This window comes from Enterobacter sp. LM3 (genome assembly GCF_046622475.1).
GTDB classification, from domain to species: Bacteria; Pseudomonadota; Gammaproteobacteria; order Enterobacterales; family Enterobacteriaceae; genus Enterobacter; species Enterobacter cloacae_P.
Window position 1 is genome coordinate 26,170 of record NZ_JBJURN010000015.1, and the last position, 21,353, is coordinate 47,522.

A 21,353-nucleotide genomic window follows, 5' to 3' on the forward strand; every position below is an offset into this window, starting at 1 on the left:
AAAGCTAATGGGCAGAGCAGAAGTGACGGGAAGGAGTGGTATCAATGTTTGGCTATCGTAGTAATGTGCCAAAAGTGCGTCTGACAACGGACAGGCTGGTCGTTCGTCTGGTGCATGAGCGTGATGCCTGGCGTCTGGCGGATTATTACGCCGAGAATCGCCAGTTTTTAAAACCCTGGGAACCCGTTCGGGATGAGAGCCATTGCTACCCCTCCGGCTGGCAGGCGCGCCTCAGCATGATTACGGAATTTCATAAACAGGGCAGCGCCTTCTACTTTGCGCTGCTGGATCCGGATGAAAAAGAGATCATCGGCATTGCCAATTTTTCAAACGTGGTGCGCGGGTCGTTTCACGCCTGTTATCTCGGCTATTCCATCGGTCAGAAATGGCAGGGGCAGGGGATGATGTACGAGGCGTTAACGGTGGCGATCCGCTACATGCAACGCACGCAACATATCCATCGCATTATGGCGAACTACATGCCGCATAATCAGCGCAGCGGTAATTTGCTGGCGCGTTTAGGGTTTGAGAAAGAGGGCTACGCCAAAGACTATCTGCTTATTGATGGGGAATGGCGAGACCACGTGCTCACGGCATTAACCACCCAGGACTGGAGTGCAGGTCGCTAAGGAGAAAAAATGAAATATCAGTTAAGCGGTACAGAAGCGCGCGTTATCGGGTGCTTGCTTGAAAAACAGGTCACCACCCCGGAGCAGTATCCGCTCTCTGTGAATGCCGTGACGATGGCCTGCAATCAAAAGACCAACCGTGAGCCGGTGATGAACCTCGGTGAGCATGACGTGCAGGACATTCTGGATGAACTGGTTAAACGTCACTATCTGCGCACCGTCAGTGGTTTCGGTAACCGTGTGACCAAATATGAGCAGCGTTTCTGTAATTCCGAATTTGGTGATTTGAAGCTAAGTCAGGCGGAAGTGGCGGTGATCACCACCCTGCTGCTACGCGGGGCGCAAACGCCGGGCGAGCTGCGCACGCGCGCTTCCCGAATGCATGAATTCAGCGATATGCAGGAAGTCGAACAAACCCTGGAAGGGCTTGCCACCCGCGATGATGGCCCTTATGTGGTACGTCTGGCGCGCGAGCCGGGTAAACGTGAAAGCCGCTATATGCACCTGTTCTGCGGTGAGGTAGAGGCCTCAACAATGGCAACAGAAGCTGGATCCGCAGTCGTCAATGATAGCCTGACGGCGCGTGTGGAGGCGCTGGAAGACGAGGTCGCCGGGCTGAAACAGCGTCTGGATGCATTGCTGGCACATTTAGGAGATTGATGGTGAAAAAATTACGTGTGGGCGTGGTGGGGTTGGGTGGTATTGCGCAAAAAGCCTGGCTGCCTGTCCTGGGGGCCGCGTCAGACTGGACGTTACAGGGGGCGTGGTCTCCCACCCGTGAAAAGGCAGAGCGTATCTGTGAAACCTGGCGGATACCGTACGCCAGCTCGTTGCCGGCGTTAGCCTGTGAGTGTGATGTGGTGTTTGTCCATACCTCAACGGCAACCCACTATCAGGTGGTGAGTGAGCTGCTAAATGCAGGTGTTCACGTCTGCGTGGATAAGCCACTGGCGGAAAACGTGCAGGATGCAGAACGCCTGATTGAGCTGGCGGCGCGCAAAAAGCTGACGCTGATGGTGGGTTTCAACCGCCGTTTCGCGCCGCTTTATCAGCAACTGAAGGCACAGGCGGGCAATCTTGCCTCGCTGCGAATGGATAAGCACCGTACTGACAGCATCGGGCCTAACGACCTGCGCTTTACGCTTCTGGACGATTATCTGCATGTCGTGGACACGGCGCTCTGGCTTACCGGCGGTCATGCACAGCTGAAAAGCGGTACGTTGCTGACCAACGAACAGGGTGAGATGGTTTATGCCGAACACCATTTCGCCGCCGATCACCTCCAGGTGACGACCAGTATGCACCGCCGTGCTGGTAGCCAGCGAGAGTCTGTGCAGGCTGTCACGGACGGCGCGCTGTATGACCTTACCGACATGCGTGAATGGCGGGAAGAGAAGGGCAGCGGTGTGGTCACGCTTCCGGTTCCGGGCTGGCAGAGTATGCTGGAACAGCGCGGCTTCGTCGGGTGTGCGCGTCACTTTATCACTTGCGTGCAAAATCAGACGGTTCCGGAAACATCCGGCGAGCAGGCCATTATGGCGCAACGCGTTGTGGAAAGGCTCTGGCGCGATGCCATGAGTGAATAATCCTCTGTAACATCTGTCGATAGTAATTCCCTTAAATCGGGGTAGACTAAGCGCCGATTGTTGATTTAGCCGGGTGGCGCTTACGCTAACCCGGACTGCAAGTCCGTAGGCCCGCACAAGCGACGCGCCGCCGGGCAATAATTACGCCTGCATTGCAGGCGTTTTGCCGTAGGGTTGTGGAAATTCACGTTAATGAACTTATTAAAATCGCTGGCAGCAGTCAGCTCGATGACCATGTTTTCCCGCGTGCTCGGCTTTGCCCGCGACGCGATTGTGGCAAGGGTTTTTGGCGCAGGGATGGCAACGGACGCCTTTTTCGTCGCGTTCAAACTGCCGAACCTGCTGCGCCGTATTTTTGCAGAAGGGGCGTTTTCGCAAGCGTTTGTCCCTATCCTCGCGGAATATAAAAGCAAGCAGGGTGAAGATGCGACCCGGGTGTTCGTGTCTTACGTTTCAGGGTTACTGACGCTGGCACTGGCGGTGGTGACCGTTGTCGGGATGCTGGCTGCGCCCTGGGTCATTATGGTGACGGCCCCGGGGTTTGCCGATACGGCAGACAAATTTGCGCTCACCACTCAGCTACTGCGTATTACCTTTCCTTATATTCTGCTGATTTCACTGGCTTCCCTGGTGGGGGCGATCCTGAATACCTGGAACCGTTTCTCCGTTCCGGCGTTTGCACCGACGTTCCTCAACGTCAGCATGATCGGTTTTGCGCTGTTCGCCGCACCACACTTCCACCCACCGGTGCTGGCACTGGCCTGGGCGGTGACCGTGGGCGGGGTATTGCAGCTGGCTTATCAACTTCCGCATCTGAAAAAAATCGGCATGCTGGTGCTGCCGCGCGTTAACTTCCGTGATGCTGGCGCAATGCGCGTGATCAAGCAGATGGGGCCCGCAATCCTTGGCGTCTCCGTGAGCCAGATTTCGCTTATCATCAACACCATCTTTGCCTCTTTCCTGGTTTCCGGCTCGGTTTCCTGGATGTACTACGCTGACCGCCTGATGGAGTTTCCGTCCGGGGTGTTGGGCGTAGCGCTGGGGACGATTTTGCTGCCGTCGCTGTCGAAAAGCTTTGCCAGCGGTAACCATGATGAATATTGCCGTCTGATGGACTGGGGATTACGTCTGTGCTTCCTGCTGGCGCTGCCAAGCGCGGTGGCTCTGGGGATCCTGGCGAAACCGCTGACGGTGTCTCTGTTCCAGTACGGCAAATTTACCGCCTTTGACGCGGCGATGACGCAGCGCGCGCTGGTGGCGTACTCGGTAGGGTTGATGGGGCTTATCGTCGTTAAGGTGCTGGCTCCGGGGTTCTACTCACGTCAGAACATCAAAACGCCGGTGAAGATTGCCATTGTGACGCTGATTATGACGCAGCTGATGAACCTGGCATTTATTGGTCCGCTGAAGCATGCGGGTCTGTCATTGTCGATTGGTCTGGCGGCCTGTCTGAACGCCGGGTTGTTGTACTGGCAGCTGCGCAAGCAGAAGATCTTCACCCCGCAGCCTGGCTGGACGAGTTTCCTCGTGCGCCTGGTGATTGCGGTGCTGGTGATGTCAGCGGCACTGTACGGCATGATGTATGTGATGCCTGAGTGGTCACTGGGCACCATGCCTTACCGTCTGATGCGTCTGATGGCCGTGGTGGTGGTCGGTATTGTCGCTTACTTTGCCACGCTCGCCGTGCTGGGCTTTAAAGTGAAAGAGTTCACCCGCCGTACGGCGTAAACGCCAAAAGGGGAGTTCACCTGCTGGTGCTCCCCACTGCATGATTTGTCGCTTTTGCTTCAAATCGAAATCTTTTTCCCGCCTGTAATTCGCGCCGTGGATGTCTGACCATCCGCGCCGTACAGTCCAGTCTCTTTATGAGGCTTTAATACCTCAAGCGCTTGCTGATTACGCACTATCTGGCCTTCAAGCAGCCAGCCGTTATGCTGGTTGAGATCGCGCAGATGCTGGGTTTTTTCTGTAATAGTCTGCCAGCGCTCAATAATTTCATCATTGGCACTGCGGTGCGGATCTTGTTCCGCGCGACGCTGCTGCTCCAGATAGTCCAGTGTCGCCAGCAGCGAACTTTTGTCTTCAGTAATGCGTTGCAACGCGCTGCCGTTGATTTGACCAGAAGACAGGTGGTGTTGTTCTGCATCCATTACCGTTTTCAGGTCATTCAGGACAACCGTCATTTGATCCAGTATTTCTGACAGTCGACTCATACGATTAGTTACTCTGTAAGAAACTCTGCGCTTCCTGAATCAGCGCGTCAGCAATTTTGCTGGTGTCCATTTTCAGTTCACCATTACGAATCGCCGTTTTCAGCGCTTCAACACGTTCCATGTTGATATCGCTGCTGCCTGGCTGCATCAGTTTTGCCTGGGCATCGCTCAGGGTCACGCTGGTGCTGTTGGCGGTTGACGGTTTTTCCAGACGCGTTTTCTGTGGCGTAGCGTCATTCGTTTCGCGAGGTTGTACAGTGCTAACCGGCTTCAGGGCTGATGTACGATCAATGCTCATATTGTGGTCCTCATCGAGGGTTCGCGGCGTTTGCGCCTGACATCATCATTAGTTGATTATTTATCGGCAGCCGCCACGAAATCTTTAAAAAGATTATAGGTTAATCAGAATATTCCCATCAGAATCGACGGTTCCGCTAACCACCTGGCCTGAGGACATTTTGACTCGGGCATTTTGCGCCACGGCGGCATTGTTTAATGCCTTCCCTTCGCTGTTGATACTAAAGCCGTCTCCGTTGGCCACCACCATCACCTGTTGACCCGCCTTAACCCGCCATGCCTGACGCAGCATTGAGAGCTGGATGGGTTGTCCGGGAGCAACATCACGCAGGCTGATGGCATCCTGCGCCTGGTTAATTTCAAGCATCGTCCGCGGAGGCAGTTGATCCAGACGGCCACGCTTCAGCGTCACGCTGCTGGTCTGCAGCGCGCTGCCACGGGCGATGGGAACGGCGGCGACAACATAATTGCCTGTGGCCTGAACTGCAACCTGTAAATAGCGTTTTTCATTGGCACAACGCGCCAGAACGTTCACGTTACCCCACAGTTTTGTCGTGCCGGCCACGCTGAAGGAGGGTTGTTCGCAGGAGGGGTACAAATTAGGCGGTGTGCGAACGGTCACACTGACGTCATCGCTAAAACCCGCCAGTTGCTGAGCAAAAAAAGCCGTCAGTTGAGCCTGCAGACCTTCCGCCTGCACCAGGGGGCTTAACAGCAATAAGGTTGCCACCAGGGCTCTTTTCCACGTCCGCATCGCAAATTCCACCGTTTCCAGAAGTGGGACGATTTTACCTGCAGTGGTTTTGCATCAACGGAATAAATAGCGACGCATTTTGCGCTTATTCCGTCGATAAGGCGGACGGGTTGAGATTTAAGCTGTGAACTGAAATTTTGCCATCAGCGGAGGAGACATGCTCGATAAACTCGACGCCGCGTTACGTTTTCAGCAGGAAGCGCTCAATTTACGCGCCCAGCGGCAGGAGATTTTAGCCGCCAATATCGCTAACGCCGATACGCCAGGGTATCAGGCGCGCGATATCGATTTCTCCAGTGAACTCAAAAAAGTGATGGAGCGTGGACGTGCCGAAGGCACGGGTGTCGCACTTGCAATGACATCCTCTCGCCATATTCCCGCTCAGGCGATGACCGCACCCACGACCGACTTACTTTATCGCATTCCCGATCAGCCTTCTCTCGACGGTAACACCGTTGATATGGACAGGGAACGTACACAGTTTGCCGATAACAGCCTGCAATACCAGACAGGGCTGAATGTGCTCGGCGGGCAAATTAAAAGCGTGATGAGCGTCCTGCAGGGGGGCAACTAATCAATGGCTTTGCTGAATATTTTTGATATTGCCGGTTCTGCGTTAACCGCTCAGTCCAAACGCCTGAACGTAGCGGCCAGTAACCTGGCCAACGCCGACAGCGTGACCGGCCCTGACGGACAACCTTATCGTGCAAAACAGGTGGTTTTTCAGGTGGATGCCGCGCCAGGCGCAGCGACGGGCGGCGTGAAAGTCGCTGACGTGGTCGAGAGCCAGGCACCCGACAAGCTGGTGTATGAACCGGGTAACCCACTCGCCGATGCCAGCGGTTACGTGAAAATGCCTAACGTGGATGTGGTCGGTGAGATGGTGAACTCCATGTCTGCCTCACGTAGCTACCAGGCAAACGTCGAAGTGCTTAATACCGTGAAGAGCATGATGCTCAAAACGCTCACGCTCGGCCAGTAAAGGAGACACGCATGTCCATCGCCGTAAATGTGAATGACCCAACGAACTCAGGTGTCAGTAGTACAAAAAGTTCGACGAGTTCCAGTTCCCTGACCACTAACAGCGCCTCCGATCTACAAAGCAGCTTCCTGACGCTGCTGGTGGCTCAGCTTAAGAACCAGGATCCAACCAACCCGATGCAGAACAACGAACTGACCACGCAGCTTGCGCAGATCAGTACCGTGAGCGGCATCGAAAAACTCAATACCACCCTCGGCTCCGTCTCGGGTCAAATCGACAGCAGTCAATCCCTGCAGGCCGCGAACCTGATTGGTCACGGAGTGATGATCCCGGGTACCACCGTTCTTGCGGGTAGCAGTACGACGGAAGGGACAACCACGACCTCCACCACCCCGTTTGGCGTAGAGCTGCAGCAGGCAGCTGACAAGGTGACGGCGACGATCACCGATGCGACCGGTGCCGTGGTTCGTACCATTGATATCGGTAAGCTGGACGCAGGTGTTCATACCTTTACCTGGGATGGCAGCATTACAGACGGCACGAAAGCACCAAACGGTTCCTACAAAGTGGCGATCAGCGCCAGCAACGGCTCCACCCAGCTGGTGGCACAACCGCTGCAGTTCGCGCTGGTTCAGGGCGTCATTAAAGGTAGCGATGGCAACAACAAACTGGATTTGGGTACCTCTGGTACCACCACACTCGACGAAGTTCGGCAGATTATCTAAGCCTTAACACTTATCAGGAGTAAGTCATGGCCTTTTCTCAAGCGGTCAGCGGCCTGAATGCTGCGGCCACCAACCTGGATGTCATTGGCAACAACATCGCCAACTCCGCGACCTATGGTTTTAAATCCGGTTCTGCCTCATTTGCAGACATGTTTGCCGGTTCCAAAGTAGGCCTGGGCGTAAAAGTTGCGGGTATCACTCAGGACTTTACCGACGGTACGACCACCAACACGGGTCGTGGCCTGGACGTTGCCATTAGCCAGAACGGTTTCTTCCGTATGGTCGATTCCAACGGTTCCGTGTTCTACAGCCGTAACGGTCAGTTCAAGCTGGACGAAAACCGTAACCTGGTGAACATGCAGGGTATGCAGCTGACAGGGTATCCGGTTGCCGGAACGCCCCCGACCGTTCAGACCGGTGCGAACCCACAGGCGATTACTATCCCGAATACCCTGATGGCGGCGAAATCGACTACCACCGCGACGCAGCAGATCAACCTGAATTCGACCGATCCTGTTCAAACGGCCCCTTTCGATGCAACTAACCCGGATACCTATAACAAAAAAGGCACCGTGACCGTATTCGACAGCCAGGGTAACGCCCATAACATGTATGTCTACTACGTTAAGACAGCCAACAATAAATGGGATCTCTACACTCAGGACGGTAGCGTTACCGGCTCTGCTGCAACGAAAGCGGCACAGATGAATTTCGATGTGAATGGTAGCCTGGCTGGTGTGTACAACTACGACGCTGCGGGTGTGTTGAGCGCAACAGCAAACACAACGCCAGCAATCAATGTCACCACAGGTTCAGTCAGTGGTGCGACGGCGGCCACCTTCTCCCTGAGCTTCCTGAACTCCATGCAACAGAACACCGGTGCGAACAGCGTTGTGGCAACCAATCAGAACGGCTACAAACCGGGTGACCTGGTGAGCTACCAGATCAACGATGACGGTTCCGTTGTGGGTAAATATTCCAACGAACAGTCTCAGGTTCTGGGCCAGATCGTGCTGGCAAACTTCGCGAACAACGAAGGTCTGAAATCTGAAGGCGACAACGTCTGGTCTGCGACCCAGTCCTCCGGCGTGGCGCTGTTGGGTACAGCGGGTACCGGTAACTTCGGTAAGTTGACTAACGGTGCGCTGGAAGCCTCTAACGTTGATCTGAGTAAAGAGCTGGTGAACATGATTGTCGCGCAACGTAACTATCAGTCGAACGCGCAGACCATCAAAACTCAGGATCAGATCCTCAACACGCTGGTTAACCTGCGTTAAGCGGCTAACAGGAAAGCGCAATGGATCACGCAATATATACCGCGATGGGCGCGGCAAGTCAGACGCTCAATCAGCAGGCCGTTACGGCCAGCAACCTGGCAAACGCCTCTACGCCGGGCTTTCGTGCGCAGCTTAATGCGCTGCGTGCGGTGCCGGTAGAAGGGCTTTCCCTGCCGACACGTACGCTGGTGACGGCATCCACTCCGGGTGCTGATATGACGCCAGGCCAGATGGATTACACCTCGCGTCCGCTGGACGTGGCCCTGCAGCAGGACGGCTGGCTGGCGGTGCAAACGGCAGATGGCGGCGAAGGGTATACCCGTAACGGGAATATCCAGGTCAGCGCCACCGGTCAGTTGACGATTCAGGGGCATCCGGTGATGGGCGAAGCAGGCCCGCTTACGGTGCCGGAAGGATCAGAGCTGACCATTGCGGCAGACGGCACCATCTCGGCGTTGAATCCGGGCGACCCGGCCAATACCGTTGCGCCTGTCGGGCGTCTGAAGCTGGTTAAAGCGGACGGCAAAGAAGTGCAGCGTGGCGATGACGGTATGTTCCGTCTGACCCAGGCAGCACAGGCTACCCGCGGTGCCACGTTACAGGCCGATCCGGGCATCCGTGTGATGTCGGGAGTACTGGAAGGCAGTAACGTCAAACCGGTAGAAGCCATGACCGACATGATCGCCAGCGCCCGTCGTTTTGAAATGCAGATGAAGGTTATCAGCAGCGTGGACGAAAACGCGAGCAAGGCTAACCAACTTCTGGCTATGAGTTAACAGGACTTCTTATGATCAGTTCTTTATGGATCGCGAAAACTGGCCTGGACGCGCAGCAAACCAACATGGATGTGATTGCCAACAACCTGGCAAACGTCAGCACCAATGGTTTTAAGCGTCAGCGTGCCGTTTTTGAAGATTTGCTTTATCAAACCATTCGTCAGCCGGGTGCGCAGTCTTCTGAGCAAACAACGCTGCCGTCAGGTCTCCAGATTGGTACCGGTGTTCGTCCGGTGGCAACGGAACGTCTGCACAGCCAGGGCAACCTGTCCCAGACCAATAACAGTAAAGATGTGGCCATTAAAGGTCAGGGTTTCTTCCAGGTTCAGTTGCCTGACGGAACCTCAGCCTATACCCGCGACGGCTCATTCCAGGTGGATCAGAACGGTCAGCTGGTGACGGCGGGCGGCTTCCAGGTTCAGCCTGCGATCACCATCCCGGCGAATGCCCTGAGCATTACCATCGGGCGTGATGGGGTCGTGAGTGTGACCCAGCAGGGGCAGGCCAACCCGGTGCAGGTCGGGCAGCTTAACCTGACCACCTTCATGAACGATACCGGTCTGGAAAGCATTGGTGAGAACCTCTACACCGAAACCCAGTCCTCCGGTACGCCGAATGAAAGTACACCTGGTCTGAACGGCGCAGGTTTGCTGTATCAGGGTTATGTCGAAACCTCCAACGTAAACGTTGCGGAAGAACTGGTGAATATGATCCAGGTTCAGCGCGCATATGAAATTAACAGTAAAGCAGTGTCGACGACCGACCAGATGCTGCAGAAACTGACGCAACTCTAAGGTGCAGACCGGTGCGGTAAATGCCGCACCGGCTCCCTGTTTTCGAAGATGAAGGCAATGCAAAAAAACGCGGCGTTTCGTTATCCGATACTGACTGTTCTGGCTGTCACCCTCAGCGGGTGTGCTTTGATCCCGTCTAAACCATTGGTCCAGGGTGCGACGACTGCCCAACCCGTTCCTGGCCCTGCGCCAGTGGTAAACGGCTCCATTTTCCAGACCGCGCAGCCGATTAATTACGGTTATCAGCCGCTGTTTGAAGATCGCCGCCCGCGTAATGTCGGCGATACATTGACCATTGTGCTGCAGGAAAACGTCAGCGCGAGCAAAAGCTCGTCGGCGAATGCCAGCCGCGATGGCAAAACGAATTTTGGCTTCGATACCGTGCCACGCTATCTCGAAGGGCTGTTCGGCAATGCGCGTGCTGATGTGAACGCGTCTGGCGGCAATACCTTTAATGGTAAAGGTGGCGCGAATGCCAGCAATACCTTCAGCGGTACGCTGACGGTGACAGTTGACCAGGTACTGGTTAACGGCAACTTACACGTTGTGGGTGAAAAACAGATTGCCATCAACCAGGGCACCGAGTTCATCCGCTTCTCCGGTGTGGTTAACCCTCGCACCATCAGCGGCACCAATACCGTACCGTCCACCCAGGTGGCGGATGCGCGCATCGAGTACGTCGGCAACGGCTACATCAATGAGGCGCAAAATATGGGCTGGCTGCAGCGCTTCTTCCTTAACTTATCGCCGATGTAAGCGAGGTGACCCATGTTTAAATTCTTCTTCGCAATGGCGCTGGCCCTGGTGGCAACCTGTACCCAGGCTGACCGTATTCGCGATCTCACCAGCGTTCAGGGCGTACGAGAAAACTCGCTGATTGGCTATGGCCTGGTCGTGGGGCTGGATGGCACGGGCGACCAGACTACCCAGACGCCATTCACCACTCAGAGCTTAAACAACATGCTTTCCCAGCTCGGTATCACCGTACCGGCGGGAACCAACATGCAGTTGAAAAACGTGGCGGCAGTGATGGTCACGGCCTCCTTCCCGGCGTTCGCGCGTCAGGGTCAAACCATTGATGTGGTGGTTTCCTCAATGGGGAACGCTAAAAGCCTGCGCGGCGGTACGCTGCTGATGACACCGCTGAAGGGTGTCGACAGCCAGGTTTATGCGCTGGCGCAGGGGAACATCCTGGTGGGCGGTGCGGGCGCGTCCGCAGGCGGAAGCAGCGTGCAGGTGAACCAGCTGAACGGTGGGCGTATCACTAACGGGGCAATCATCGAGCGTGAACTGCCGACTCAGTTCGGTGCCGGTAATACCATTAACCTGCAGCTGAATAATGAAGACTTCACCATGGCGCAGCAAATTGCCGACACCATCAACCGCAGCCGTGGCTATGGCAGCGCTACCGCGCTGGATGCCCGTACCGTGCAGATCCGCACCTCATCAGGTAGCAGCAGCCAGGTGCGCATGCTGGCGGATATCCAGAATATGGAAGTTAACGTTCCGGTTCAGGATGCCAAAGTGATCATCAACTCACGTACCGGCTCGGTGGTGATGAACCGCGAAGTCTCGCTGGACAGCTGTGCTGTCGCACAGGGCAACCTCTCAGTGACGGTGAACCGCTCGGCTAACGTCAGCCAGCCAACAACGCCATTTGGCGGTGGCCAGACCGTTGTGACACCACAAACACAGATTGATATGCGCCAGAGCGGTGGTTCACTGCAAAGCGTGCGTGCCAGTGCCAACCTGAACAGCGTGGTACGTGCCCTGAATGCGCTGGGTGCGACGCCGATGGATCTGATGTCCATCCTGCAATCCATGCAAAGTGCAGGCTGTCTGCGCGCCAAACTGGAAATCATCTGATGCTAACCGATAGCAAACTGTTGACCAGTGCTGCCTGGGATGCCCAGTCGCTCAACGAACTGAAAACCAAAGCAGGCAAAGATCCGTCGGCGAATATCCGCCCGGTTGCCCGCCAGGTGGAAGGGATGTTTGTACAGATGATGTTGAAAAGTATGCGTGAAACCCTGCCGAAAGACGGGATGTTCAGCAGCGATTCGACGCGTCTCTACACCAGCATGTATGACCAGCAGATTGCGCAGCAGATGACCGCCGGAAAAGGCCTCGGTCTGGCTGACATGATTGTGAAACAGACCGAAGCCGCGCAGGGCATTCAGCCTCAGGATCAGCCGCAGCAGGTGCCAATGAAGTTTGACCTGGAAACGGTGACCAGTTATCAGAACCAGGCACTGACGCAGATGGTACGTAAAGCGATGCCGAAGGCCACGGACGGCGGTGATACACCGCTTTCAGGTGACAGCAAAGACTTCCTGGCGCAGCTTTCTCTGCCTGCACGTCTTGCCAGTGAGCAAAGTGGTGTGCCTCATCACCTGATCCTGGCGCAGGCTGCGCTGGAATCGGGCTGGGGCCAGCGGCAGATCCGTAAGGAAAATGGCGAACCAAGCTTTAACATCTTCGGCGTGAAGGCCAACGCCAGCTGGAAGGGGCCGACAACCGAGATCACCACCACCGAATATGAAAACGGTGCGGCGGTGAAGGTCAAAGCCAAATTCCGCGTCTACAGCTCTTATCTTGAGGCGTTGTCTGATTATGTGGGCTTGTTGAGCCGAAACCCACGCTATACCGCCGTCACGCAGGCGGCGACGCCGGAGCAGGGGGCACAGGCGCTGCAAAATGCCGGCTATGCCACCGATCCGAACTATGCGCGCAAGCTCACCAGCATGATTCAGCAACTGAAATCAATGGGTGAGAAGGTCAGCAAAGCCTATAGCACAGATCTCGAAAATCTGTTCTGAAAGTTCTCAAGTCCCGCTGGAGGTTGCCGATAACCTTCATCAGGACTCGTGTCTGAAAGTATAAAAGGAACCCCCATGTCCAGTTTGATTAACAGCGCCATGAGTGGCCTCGGTGCTGCACAGGCGGCACTCAATACCGTAAGTAATAATATTTCAAGCTATAACGTGGCAGGTTATACCCGTCAGAATACTATTCTGGGTGCGGCTAACAGCACACTGACCGGCGGTGGCTGGGTGGGTAACGGGGTTTATGTCTCCGGTGTGCAGCGTGAGTATGATGCCTTTATTACCAATCAGCTGCGCGCCGCGCAGACGCAGAGCAGCGGTCTGACGACGCGTTATCAGCAGATGTCAAAAATTGACGATGTGCTCTCTGATACCACCAATTCGCTGGCGACCACCCTGCAGGATTTCTTTAAAAGCATGCAGACGTTGGTCAGCAACGCCGAAGATCCGGCTGCGCGCCAGACGGTTATCGGTAAAGCGGATGGCCTGGTAAACCAGTTTAAAACCAACGATCAATATCTTCGTGACCAGGATTCGCAGGTTAACACGGCGATTACGACCAGCGTTGATCAGATCAATAACTATGCGAAGCAGATTGCTAACCTTAACGATCAGATTTCCCGTCTGACCGGTGTCGGCGCAGGCGCATCACCTAACGAATTGCTCGACCAGCGTGACCAACTGGTGAGCCAGCTTAACCAGATTGTGGGCGTGGAAGTGGCCGTACAGGACGGTGGCACCTATAACGTCTCGTTCGCTAATGGTTACACCCTGGTGCAGGGTAGTACCGCCAGCCAGCTGGCTGCGGTGAAATCAAGCGCCGATCCGGCGCGTACCACCATTGCCTATGTTGATGCCGCAGCCGGTAGCGTAGAGATCCCGGAAAAGCAGATCACCACCGGTTCACTGGGTGGGCTGTTGACTTTCCGCTCCGGAGACCTGGATAACGCGCGTAACGCCCTGAACCAGATGGCGTTGGCCTTTGCCGATGCCATGAATACCCAGCATCAAGCCGGATTCGATGCGAACGGTGATGCTGGCGGTAAACTGTTTGATTTCGGCTCTCCGTCAGCGCTGAGTAACGGTAAAAACACCGGTAGCGCGTCGGTGACGGTGTCCATGACGAACAGCTCTGCGGTTCAGGCGACCAACTATAAAGTTGAATATAACGGTACCAACTGGACGGTGACGCGTCTGTCTGACAAAACCAGCTTCACCGCAACGCCGGACGCCAGCGGTAACCTGGCATTTGATGGTTTGAACCTCAATATCAGCGGTTCTGCCAACACGAAAGACAGTTTCCTCGTCAAACCGGTGAATGACGTCATCATGAATATGGACGTTGCGATCAGCGACGAATCCAAACTGGCGATGGCTTCATCAAGTACCAGCGGTGAGAGCGACAATACCAACGGTCAAAAACTGCTGGATCTGCAGAATGCTAAACGGGTGGGGGGCAACAAGACCTTCAACGATGCTTATGCGGCTCTGGTGAGTACCGTGGGGAGCACCACGGCGTCACTGAAAACCAGTAGCGAAACCAAAGTCAACGTGGTGACGCAGTTGACTAAGCAGCAGCAGTCTATTTCCGGGGTTAACCTGGATGAAGAGTACGGTAACCTGCAGCGTTATCAGCAGTACTACCTGGCGAATGCGCAGGTTCTGCAAACGGCGAGCACGCTGTTTGATGCGTTAATTAATATTCGCTAAGGCTGAGGTTAAAAATGCGTATTAGTACTCAAATGATGTATGAGCAGAGCATGCGTGGAGTGACGAACTCCCAAAGTCTCTGGATGGGCTACGGCGAGCAGATGTCTACCGGTAAGCGGGTAAACCGCCCATCAGACGATCCGATTGCCGCCTCTCAGGCCGTTGTGCTGTCTCAGGCTCAAACGCAGAACAGCCAGTATGCTCTGGCGCGTACCTTTGCAACGACCAAAGTGTCGCTGGAAGAGAACGTACTGCAGCAGGTGACCTCGGCGATTATCAGCTCGCAGGAAAAAATTGTGAACGCGGGTAACGGAACGTTGAGTGACGACGACCGTGCCTCGCTGGGAACCAACCTGAAAGGTCTTCGCGATCAGCTGATGAACCTGGCAAACAGCACGGACGGTAATGGTCGTTACATCTTTGCCGGTTACAAAACGGAAGCGGCGGCGTTCGACCAGACCACGGGTAATTATAATGGCGGGACTACGCCAATTATCCAGCAGGTTGACGCCTCCCGTACGATGCAAATCAGCCATACGGGAACCGAAGTTTTCGACAGCTTTACCAGCAACGCGAAACCAGAGCCGGATGGCAGCGCGCCGGAAACTAACCTGTTTAAGATCCTGGATACCGCCATTGCTGCACTGAATACGCCAGTAGGCGATGATCAGACCAAAGCGGATGCGTTCAAGGCCAGTATGGATAAAGCCAACCGTGGTCTGAGCAATTCTCTGAACAACGTGCTTACCGTGCGTGCCGATCTGGGGATTAAACTGGATGAACTGGGCAAGCTGGATTCACTGGGTGATGACCGTGCGCTGGGGCAAACTCAGCAGATGAGTAACCTGGTGGACGTTGACTGGAACTCGGTGATCTCGTCTTACTCCATGCAACAGGCGGCCCTGAAGGCGTCTTATAAAGCGTTCAGTGATATGCAAGGTATGTCGCTGTTCCAGATGAATAAATAAAGTCTTGACCTCTTAGAACATGTCTTGAAACTGGGCATATTCTGACTGCCCAATCCGTAAATGGATTGGGCATTTTTTTATGCGGCCTTTACCGGTGCAGAGGTGATGTGGGTGCTTTCAGTCAGACGGATCGCCAGTGCAATGACACCACACACTGTCGCCAGAGCCACTACGCCAGACCAGCCCGCCAGGGTATAGATATTGCTCCCTAAAGCAGAACCCATCGCCATACCGATAAACACCACCGTAAACAGCAGAGCGTTAAGGCGTCCACGGGCCTGAGGTTCAAGGCTGTACACCAGATTCTGGTGTGCCACCAGACTCGACTGCAGACCAAGATCAAACCCGACGGCGGACACGGCAATCAGAATGAGTTGTCCGTGAAGACCAAAAATGGGCATCAGAAACATCAGGGCAAACGCGGCGGTGACGAGCATGGCTCCCAGCTGTGTGACTTTCCTTGCACCCAGCTTATCCGCCAGTCCCCCTGCCAGTGGGGCGGCCAATGCACCTGCGGCACCCGCAATACCAAACCCACCCGCCACGGCGCTGCCGAAGTGATAGTGTTCGTAGAGCATAACGGCAAGCGTTGACCAGAATGCGCTAAAGGCAATCGACAGGAACCCCTGAGCCAGCGCCGCACGACGCAGTGCCGGATAACGACGCCACAGATGTTCCATTGAACGCATCAACGCGGGATAGCTGAGCGTAGAGTGGATGGCAAATCGGGGAAGGACTGCCCACATCGCCACGCCGACAAACGCAATGCTTGCCGCTGCCAGCTGGTACATGACGCGCCAGCCAAAAGCTTCACCCGCCACGCCGCTGACGGTTCTCGACAGCAATATACCCAGCAACAGCCCTGTCATCACTGTTCCCACGGTTTTACCCTGTTTCCCTTCCGGCGCGAGGATGGCGGCGGCAGGGACGATATCCTGCGCCATTGTTGCCGCCATCCCGATCAGCAGGCTTGCCAGCAGCAATGAGTGCAATTGTCCGGCCAGGCTACAACCCAGCAGGAAGAGGGCCAGGGCGACGCTCTTAATCAGGATCAGCGTTCTGCGGTCGTGGCGATCGCCAAGCGGTAGTAAGAAGAGTATGCCGAGCGCATAGCCTGCCTGGGTCAATGTCGGAACCAGCCCCATGCCTTCAATGCTCAGATGAAGGTCTGACCCCATCAGCGGCAACAGCGGTTGTGCGTAGTAAATGGATGCCACGCTGAAGCCAGCCCCCAGAGCCAGCATTAAAATCACCCAGCGGCTTGCCGCGTGGGGAGCAGTTGTTGTGTTCATAAGACGTTCCTCAGTCATAGTGTGCGGCTATTTTTTATCAGTACGTCTTGCGACGGTAGACGGCCCGGTGGTAAAACGCATATACGTTAGGTGTATGACAGATGAAAATATGAAACGAGTTGAACGTATAGACAGGGTAGAGCTGATGCGCACCTTTGTGCGTATCGTGGAAACCGGGTCGTTATCGGCGGCGGCAAGGCAGCTTTCTACCACCCAGGCCACGGTGAGCCGGCGTTTGCAGTCTCTGGAAACCCTGTTGGGGGCACGCCTGCTGTTGCGTACGACCCATGCGACCAAGCTCACCGACGACGGTGAGCGCTGTTATCAGCATGCCAGACGTGTGATTGATAGCTGGCTGGCGCTGGAAGACGAAGTCGGGCAGGCGGAGGATGAGCCTGTTGGGGTATTACGGGTGCGTGCCCCGCATGCTTTTGGGCAGGATCAGCTTCTGAAACCGTTAACGGAATTTTTACAGCGTTATCCGCAGCTGTCCGTCGAGTGGATGCTGAATGATAAGTCGGTGGATTTTCTGAGCGATAATCTTGATTGTGCAATCCGTGTCGGGGCCGAGGTAGATCCCGCGACGGTGTCGGTCATGCTGGCTGAAGTACCGCGCTGTGTGGTGGCATCACCCGCGTTGCTGGCGCAGTTCCCCCCGGTTAACACCCCGGAAGATCTTCTGGTGCTTCCCTGGATTGCCATCAGCACCTTTTATCAACGGCATGTGGATTTGTTTGACGGTCTTTCGATGCAGCCACGACGTATCGCCATTACCCCGCGCTTGAGCACTGACAGCCTCCATGTGGCGCGTAATACCGTGCTGACGGGTCTGGGTGTCGCCGTGGTATCAAGCTGGACGGTAAAAGAGGATATCCGGGAAGGACGTTTAATTCATCTGCTGCCAGAATGGCAGCCAGCGGCACTGCCCGTCCATCTGGTGTATCCGTGGTCCCGATATTACCCGGCACGCTTGCGACGTTTCCTGGAGATGATGAAGCAGGTGATGCCGGATATTGCCGGGATGAGAAAGCCCGTCAGCGAGCAATAAAAAAGCCGACCCGGAGGTCGGCTTTTTACATTATGTCGATTTACTCGGCAGACTGCGGACGGGTAGCTGGCGCAGTAGCCTGGTGCGTTGCACTGTGACCACCGGCAGAACCTTTGCCTTCAAAGCTGAATGCAGGGCGAACCCAGTCGCTGTGACGCGGTGCTTCTGGCACATATTCAGGTGCCGGGGCACGCGTCATAGGTGCTGTCGCAACGTGTGCAGACGCAGGGGCAGCAACAACCGGCTCTGGTTTCACCTCAGGCGCTTTCACTTCCTGGGCTTCGCGAACAGGTTCAACGTCAACAGCGGCTTCCTGAACGACTTCTGCAGCGGCAGTTTCAGCCACGGCTTCAGTGGTTTCTTCAACCGCTGCGGCAGGTTCAACTTCTTCTGCTACTTCTTCAGCCACCACCGTGTCTTCTGCAGCGATAAACTGCGGTGCAGCATCAACCGGCGCGGCAATCACTTCAGGATGGGTCGTTTCTACTGCAACAGCGTGAGGTGCTGCTGCGTCGACAACCTGCGGTTCAACCACTGTTGCGGCTGCAGCGGCCACATCTTCAACGGCAGCGACAGGTGCAATCACTTCTTCAGTGAGCGCTTGCTCTTCAACAATTTGTTCCGGGCGTGCAACCGGGTAGCGGATCCAGACTTTGCCGGATGCCATTTCAGGTGACGCGCACGCCACGGTTAACGGCATTGGTGACTGAGTCGGGTAACGCTCGTCACGGTAACGACGACGACGCTGGCCGCTGACGCGCAGGTGGCGCGGAGAACGGCGTGAACGGCGCGGCATACCGGCGTTATCACGGCCTTCACCGTTTTCATCCTGCTCGACGTTGTTTTCTACCACTGCAGGCAGATCAACTTTAGCCAGCTGCATGTTCGGTGCACTTTCGGTCACTTCCGCGCTGACAATTGCAGTCTCTTCCGCTGGCTGGCCACCAATACGGACTTTTTGAGCCAGCTGGCGCGGTTTACGACGCTGCATCACCTGAGTGCGCTCTTCCTGTTCCGTGTCCTGCTGTTCAACAGGTTCTTCACGGTTCAGGTTTTTAACTTCCTGCTGCGCCTGACGTTTCTCGTCGTTGCGGCGACGGTTACGTTCACGGCGAGGCTGCTGCTCGTCACGCTGTTTGCTCTTCTCAGACTCATCGCCCGCCTGCTGGCGAATTTCACGATCTTCAACATTCTGCTGTTGTTTATCGCGACGGTTACGACGGTTGTCTTCGCGTTGCTCACGGCCTTCGTTATTGTCAGAACGGTTGTCACGACGCTCATTACGGTCATTACGGTCACTGCGGTCGTTACGATCGCGGCGGTTGTTCTGGCGTTTACGACGATCCTGCTGGCGCTCAGGTTTGGCTTCTTTCGTTGCCTCTTTTGGCTGCTCCGGCTGAACTTCTTCGCCTGCAAACATCTTTTTCAGCGCACCGAAGAAGCGACTCAGCAGACCCGGTTGTTCAGGTTGTGCTTTTGCCACTTCTGCCGCTGGTTTTTGCGCCGCAGGTTTTGCTGCCAGTTTTTCCAGTGCCGCTTCAGGCGGTGCTTCCGGCATGATGAAGGTTGCTAATGCTGGCTGCTCAGGCAGTTTACGCTCGGCAGGTTCTTCATCGGATGGCAGTGCCATCTCTTCTTCATGCAGTTTCGGCAGCAGGTAGCTGAGAGTAGACGTCTCTTCACCTTTACGCACGCGCAGCACGTGATAGTGCGGGGTCTGCATCTGATCGTTTGGTACGATGATGCAGCGAACGCCGCCCTGACGTGCTTCAATGGCGCTGACCGCTGCACGTTTTTCGTTCAGCAGGTAGGAGGCAATTGGCACCGGAACAATGGCATGAACCTCTTTGGTGTTCTCTTTCAGCGCTTCTTCTTCAATCAGACGCAGAATAGACAGAGACAGAGATTCGTTGTCACGCACGGTACCCGTACCGGAACAGCGTGGGCACACGTGATGGCTGGATTCACCCAGTGATGGGCTCAGACGCTGACGGGACATCTCCAGCAGGCCAAAACGTGAAATGTGGCTGATCTGGATACGGGCTCTGTCCTGACGTACCGCTTCGCGCAGACGGTTTTCAACCGCACGCTGGTGACGAACCGGTGTCATGTCGATAAAGTCGATAACGATCAGACCACCCAGGTCGCGCAGGCGGAGCTGGCGGGCGATTTCATCAGCGGCTTCAAGGTTGGTGTTGAAGGCCGTCTCTTCGATATCACCACCGCGCGTTGCACGTGCGGAGTTGATGTCGATCGCGGTCAGCGCTTCAGTAGTATCGATAACGATAGAACCGCCAGACGGCAGACGCACTTCACGCTGGAAGGCGGACTCAATCTGGGATTCGATCTGATAGTGGCTGAACAGCGGGATTTCACCGGTGTACAGTTTGATTTTGCTGGTGAAATCCGGACGACCCAGCGCGGCGATGTGCTGGCGGGCCAGCTCAAGCACTTTCGGGTTATCAATCAGAATTTCGCCGATGTCCTGACGCAGGTAGTCACGGAAGGCACGTACGATAACGTTACTTTCCTGGTGGATCAGGAACGGTGCAGGGCGGTTTTCTGCAGCTTTCTGGATAGCTTCCCAGTGCTTCAGACGGAAGCTTAAGTCCCACTGCAGCGCTTCGGCAGATTTGCCTACACCTGCGGTGCGAACGATAAGCCCCATGCCATCCGGCAGTTCAAGACTTGCCAGCGCTTCTTTCAGTTCGGTACGGTCATCACCTTCGATACGGCGAGAGATACCACCCGCACGCGGGTTGTTTGGCATCAGAACCAGATAACTTCCCGCCAGGCTGATAAAGGTGGTTAGTGCGGCCCCTTTGTTGCCACGCTCTTCTTTATCAATCTGAACGATAACTTCCTGACCTTCACGCAGAACATCTTTAATGTTCGGACGGCCATGAGAGTTGTAGTTTGCAGGGAAATATTCGCGGGCGATTTCTTTCAGAGGGAGGAAACCATGACGCTCAGCACCGTAGTCGACAAATGCAGCTTCAAGGCTTGGTTCAATGCGGGTGATTTTGCCTTTGTAAATGTTCGCTTTTTTCTGTTCGTGTCCAGGACTTTCGATATCCAGATCGTACAGGCGCTGCCCATCCACAAGGGCGACACGCAACTCTTCTTGCTGAGTTGCGTTGATTAACATTCTTTTCATCGTAACTTACTCATTATTCTTACATTGACGACAAAGCTGCGGGCAAGGTGACGCTTTCCGGGGTATGAACCGATGGCCTCGTGTCTATTCACGTCGCCAACCTCACGGTTGTCGCCCGCTTAAGAGGCGCAGAGTGTCGGTTGCCTGTATTTCATACGGAAATACAGCGCAATTATCAGGGGAATTGCCTGGGAAAACTCTCCAGAAAACAATCCTTATACCGGGAAGTACTGCAACCCGCAGCCCGCTAACTGCCTGAAAGATCAATACGTCTTACGCCATTGCTGCGTGGATGATCGGTCAGACAAAATTGGTCATTC

Annotated in this window: 21 protein-coding genes; 16 read left to right on the plus strand and 5 right to left on the minus strand. The window is 55.3% G+C overall.

Translation table 11 applies throughout. The annotated features are described in order from the left end of the window. The first annotated feature begins 44 nt into the window (after positions 1 to 44). The 4 genes from rimJ (at position 45) to murJ (ending at position 3,943) form a co-directional block, all read left to right on the plus strand. The gene (rimJ, locus tag ACJ9N4_RS15575; protein ID WP_182271003.1) at positions 45 to 629 is read left to right on the plus strand and encodes a ribosomal protein S5-alanine N-acetyltransferase; all 585 of its coding nucleotides are present in this window, start codon (positions 45 to 47) and stop codon (positions 627 to 629) included. 9 nt (positions 630 to 638) lie between these two features. Beyond that, a complete protein-coding gene (locus tag ACJ9N4_RS15580) occupies positions 639 to 1,289 on the plus strand; it encodes a YceH family protein (protein WP_182919784.1) in 651 nt (216 codons plus the stop codon). Between the two features lie 2 nt (positions 1,290 to 1,291). Continuing rightward, the gene (locus ACJ9N4_RS15585) at positions 1,292 to 2,215 is read left to right on the plus strand and encodes a Gfo/Idh/MocA family protein (protein WP_182920017.1); all 924 of its coding nucleotides are present in this window, start codon (positions 1,292 to 1,294) and stop codon (positions 2,213 to 2,215) included. A 192-nt stretch (positions 2,216 to 2,407) separates the two neighbouring features. Then, complete coding sequence (murJ, locus tag ACJ9N4_RS15590) at positions 2,408 to 3,943, plus strand: murein biosynthesis integral membrane protein MurJ (RefSeq protein WP_182271005.1); 1,536 nt, start codon at positions 2,408 to 2,410, stop codon at positions 3,941 to 3,943. Positions 3,944 to 4,002: 59 nt separating this feature from the next. Here murJ and flgN read toward each other — a convergent pair whose 3' ends face one another. From flgN to flgA, 3 genes are all read right to left on the minus strand, one after another. Then, on the minus strand, positions 4,003 to 4,428 hold the full coding sequence (flgN, locus tag ACJ9N4_RS15595; RefSeq protein ID WP_182271006.1) for a flagella biosynthesis chaperone FlgN: 426 nt from the start codon (positions 4,426 to 4,428) through the stop codon (positions 4,003 to 4,005). Positions 4,429 to 4,432: 4 nt separating this feature from the next. Continuing rightward, positions 4,433 to 4,726 carry a flagellar biosynthesis anti-sigma factor FlgM gene (gene flgM / locus ACJ9N4_RS15600; protein WP_182919785.1) on the minus strand — a complete coding sequence of 98 codons (294 nt, stop codon included), beginning with the start codon at positions 4,724 to 4,726 and terminating at the stop codon, positions 4,433 to 4,435. 93 nt (positions 4,727 to 4,819) lie between these two features. Next, positions 4,820 to 5,479: a flagellar basal body P-ring formation chaperone FlgA gene (flgA, locus tag ACJ9N4_RS15605; protein ID WP_182271008.1), complete on the minus strand. Its 660-nt coding sequence runs from the start codon at positions 5,477 to 5,479 to the stop codon at positions 4,820 to 4,822. A 157-nt stretch (positions 5,480 to 5,636) separates the two neighbouring features. Here flgA and flgB point away from each other — a divergent pair, with 157 nt between their 5' ends. The 11 genes from flgB (at position 5,637) to flgL (ending at position 15,536) form a co-directional block, all read left to right on the plus strand. After that, complete coding sequence (flgB, locus tag ACJ9N4_RS15610) at positions 5,637 to 6,053, plus strand: flagellar basal body rod protein FlgB (protein ID WP_182271009.1); 417 nt, start codon at positions 5,637 to 5,639, stop codon at positions 6,051 to 6,053. 3 nt (positions 6,054 to 6,056) lie between these two features. Next, positions 6,057 to 6,461, plus strand: a complete 405-nt coding sequence (gene flgC, locus ACJ9N4_RS15615) for a flagellar basal body rod protein FlgC (protein WP_003857997.1) — start codon at positions 6,057 to 6,059, stop codon at positions 6,459 to 6,461. An 11-nt stretch (positions 6,462 to 6,472) separates the two neighbouring features. Continuing rightward, positions 6,473 to 7,186, plus strand: coding sequence for a flagellar hook assembly protein FlgD (flgD, locus tag ACJ9N4_RS15620; RefSeq protein ID WP_182271010.1), 714 nt, complete (start codon positions 6,473 to 6,475; stop codon positions 7,184 to 7,186). A 26-nt stretch (positions 7,187 to 7,212) separates the two neighbouring features. Next, complete coding sequence (gene flgE, locus ACJ9N4_RS15625; protein WP_182271011.1) at positions 7,213 to 8,463, plus strand: flagellar hook protein FlgE; 1,251 nt, start codon at positions 7,213 to 7,215, stop codon at positions 8,461 to 8,463. Between the two features lie 20 nt (positions 8,464 to 8,483). Next, positions 8,484 to 9,239 (plus strand): flagellar basal body rod protein FlgF, encoded by a 756-nt coding sequence (locus ACJ9N4_RS15630; protein ID WP_182271012.1) that lies wholly within the window; start codon positions 8,484 to 8,486, stop codon positions 9,237 to 9,239. A gap of 11 nt (positions 9,240 to 9,250) precedes the next feature. After that, the gene (gene flgG, locus ACJ9N4_RS15635) at positions 9,251 to 10,033 is read left to right on the plus strand and encodes a flagellar basal-body rod protein FlgG (protein WP_182271013.1); all 783 of its coding nucleotides are present in this window, start codon (positions 9,251 to 9,253) and stop codon (positions 10,031 to 10,033) included. 57 nt (positions 10,034 to 10,090) lie between these two features. Beyond that, entirely contained in the window at positions 10,091 to 10,789 is a 699-nt protein-coding gene (flgH, locus tag ACJ9N4_RS15640) for a flagellar basal body L-ring protein FlgH (RefSeq protein WP_024909015.1), read from the plus strand. A 12-nt stretch (positions 10,790 to 10,801) separates the two neighbouring features. Then, positions 10,802 to 11,899, plus strand: a complete 1,098-nt coding sequence (locus ACJ9N4_RS15645; RefSeq protein ID WP_182271014.1) for a flagellar basal body P-ring protein FlgI — start codon at positions 10,802 to 10,804, stop codon at positions 11,897 to 11,899. After that, positions 11,899 to 12,852: a flagellar assembly peptidoglycan hydrolase FlgJ gene (gene flgJ / locus ACJ9N4_RS15650; RefSeq protein WP_182919786.1), complete on the plus strand. Its 954-nt coding sequence runs from the start codon at positions 11,899 to 11,901 to the stop codon at positions 12,850 to 12,852. The genes ACJ9N4_RS15645 and flgJ overlap by 1 nt, the downstream gene beginning before the upstream one ends. 75 nt (positions 12,853 to 12,927) lie before the next feature. Next, on the plus strand, positions 12,928 to 14,568 hold the full coding sequence (gene flgK, locus ACJ9N4_RS15655) for a flagellar hook-associated protein FlgK (RefSeq protein WP_182271016.1): 1,641 nt from the start codon (positions 12,928 to 12,930) through the stop codon (positions 14,566 to 14,568). A gap of 14 nt (positions 14,569 to 14,582) precedes the next feature. Next, complete coding sequence (flgL, locus tag ACJ9N4_RS15660) at positions 14,583 to 15,536, plus strand: flagellar hook-associated protein FlgL (protein ID WP_411500603.1); 954 nt, start codon at positions 14,583 to 14,585, stop codon at positions 15,534 to 15,536. Positions 15,537 to 15,613: 77 nt separating this feature from the next. Here flgL and ACJ9N4_RS15665 read toward each other — a convergent pair whose 3' ends face one another. After that, positions 15,614 to 16,828: an MFS transporter gene (locus tag ACJ9N4_RS15665; protein ID WP_182919788.1), complete on the minus strand. Its 1,215-nt coding sequence runs from the start codon at positions 16,826 to 16,828 to the stop codon at positions 15,614 to 15,616. A 16-nt stretch (positions 16,829 to 16,844) separates the two neighbouring features. Between ACJ9N4_RS15665 and ACJ9N4_RS15670 the strand changes: the two genes are divergently transcribed. After that, positions 16,845 to 17,876 (plus strand): LysR family transcriptional regulator, encoded by a 1,032-nt coding sequence (locus ACJ9N4_RS15670; RefSeq protein WP_411500631.1) that lies wholly within the window; start codon positions 16,845 to 16,847, stop codon positions 17,874 to 17,876. A gap of 40 nt (positions 17,877 to 17,916) precedes the next feature. On the opposite strand, the gene rne is transcribed toward ACJ9N4_RS15670, so the two are convergent. Next, positions 17,917 to 21,033 carry a ribonuclease E gene (rne, locus tag ACJ9N4_RS15675; protein WP_411500604.1) on the minus strand — a complete coding sequence of 1,039 codons (3,117 nt, stop codon included), beginning with the start codon at positions 21,031 to 21,033 and terminating at the stop codon, positions 17,917 to 17,919. Positions 21,034 to 21,353: the final 320 nt, after the last annotated feature.

Excerpts from the sequence above, each read along its gene's own strand:
- rimJ (WP_182271003.1), top strand. The coding sequence starts at position 45 with ATGTTTGGCTATCGTAGTAATGTGCCAAAAGTGCGTCTGACAACGGAC.
- ACJ9N4_RS15580 (WP_182919784.1), top strand. The coding sequence starts at position 639 with ATGAAATATCAGTTAAGCGGTACAGAAGCGCGCGTTATCGGGTGCTTG.
- murJ (WP_182271005.1), top strand. The coding sequence starts at position 2,408 with ATGAACTTATTAAAATCGCTGGCAGCAGTCAGCTCGATGACCATGTTT.
- flgN (WP_182271006.1), bottom strand. The coding sequence starts at position 4,428 with ATGAGTCGACTGTCAGAAATACTGGATCAAATGACGGTTGTCCTGAAT.
- flgM (WP_182919785.1), bottom strand. The coding sequence starts at position 4,726 with ATGAGCATTGATCGTACATCAGCCCTGAAGCCGGTTAGCACTGTACAA.
- flgA (WP_182271008.1), bottom strand. The coding sequence starts at position 5,479 with ATGCGGACGTGGAAAAGAGCCCTGGTGGCAACCTTATTGCTGTTAAGC.
- flgB (WP_182271009.1), top strand. The coding sequence starts at position 5,637 with ATGCTCGATAAACTCGACGCCGCGTTACGTTTTCAGCAGGAAGCGCTC.
- flgC (WP_003857997.1), top strand. The coding sequence starts at position 6,057 with ATGGCTTTGCTGAATATTTTTGATATTGCCGGTTCTGCGTTAACCGCT.
- flgD (WP_182271010.1), top strand. The coding sequence starts at position 6,473 with ATGTCCATCGCCGTAAATGTGAATGACCCAACGAACTCAGGTGTCAGT.
- flgE (WP_182271011.1), top strand. The coding sequence starts at position 7,213 with ATGGCCTTTTCTCAAGCGGTCAGCGGCCTGAATGCTGCGGCCACCAAC.
- ACJ9N4_RS15630 (WP_182271012.1), top strand. The coding sequence starts at position 8,484 with ATGGATCACGCAATATATACCGCGATGGGCGCGGCAAGTCAGACGCTC.
- flgG (WP_182271013.1), top strand. The coding sequence starts at position 9,251 with ATGATCAGTTCTTTATGGATCGCGAAAACTGGCCTGGACGCGCAGCAA.
- flgH (WP_024909015.1), top strand. The coding sequence starts at position 10,091 with ATGCAAAAAAACGCGGCGTTTCGTTATCCGATACTGACTGTTCTGGCT.
- ACJ9N4_RS15645 (WP_182271014.1), top strand. The coding sequence starts at position 10,802 with ATGTTTAAATTCTTCTTCGCAATGGCGCTGGCCCTGGTGGCAACCTGT.
- flgJ (WP_182919786.1), top strand. The coding sequence starts at position 11,899 with ATGCTAACCGATAGCAAACTGTTGACCAGTGCTGCCTGGGATGCCCAG.
- flgK (WP_182271016.1), top strand. The coding sequence starts at position 12,928 with ATGTCCAGTTTGATTAACAGCGCCATGAGTGGCCTCGGTGCTGCACAG.
- flgL (WP_411500603.1), top strand. The coding sequence starts at position 14,583 with ATGCGTATTAGTACTCAAATGATGTATGAGCAGAGCATGCGTGGAGTG.
- ACJ9N4_RS15665 (WP_182919788.1), bottom strand. The coding sequence starts at position 16,828 with ATGAACACAACAACTGCTCCCCACGCGGCAAGCCGCTGGGTGATTTTA.
- rne (WP_411500604.1), bottom strand. The coding sequence starts at position 21,033 with ATGAAAAGAATGTTAATCAACGCAACTCAGCAAGAAGAGTTGCGTGTC.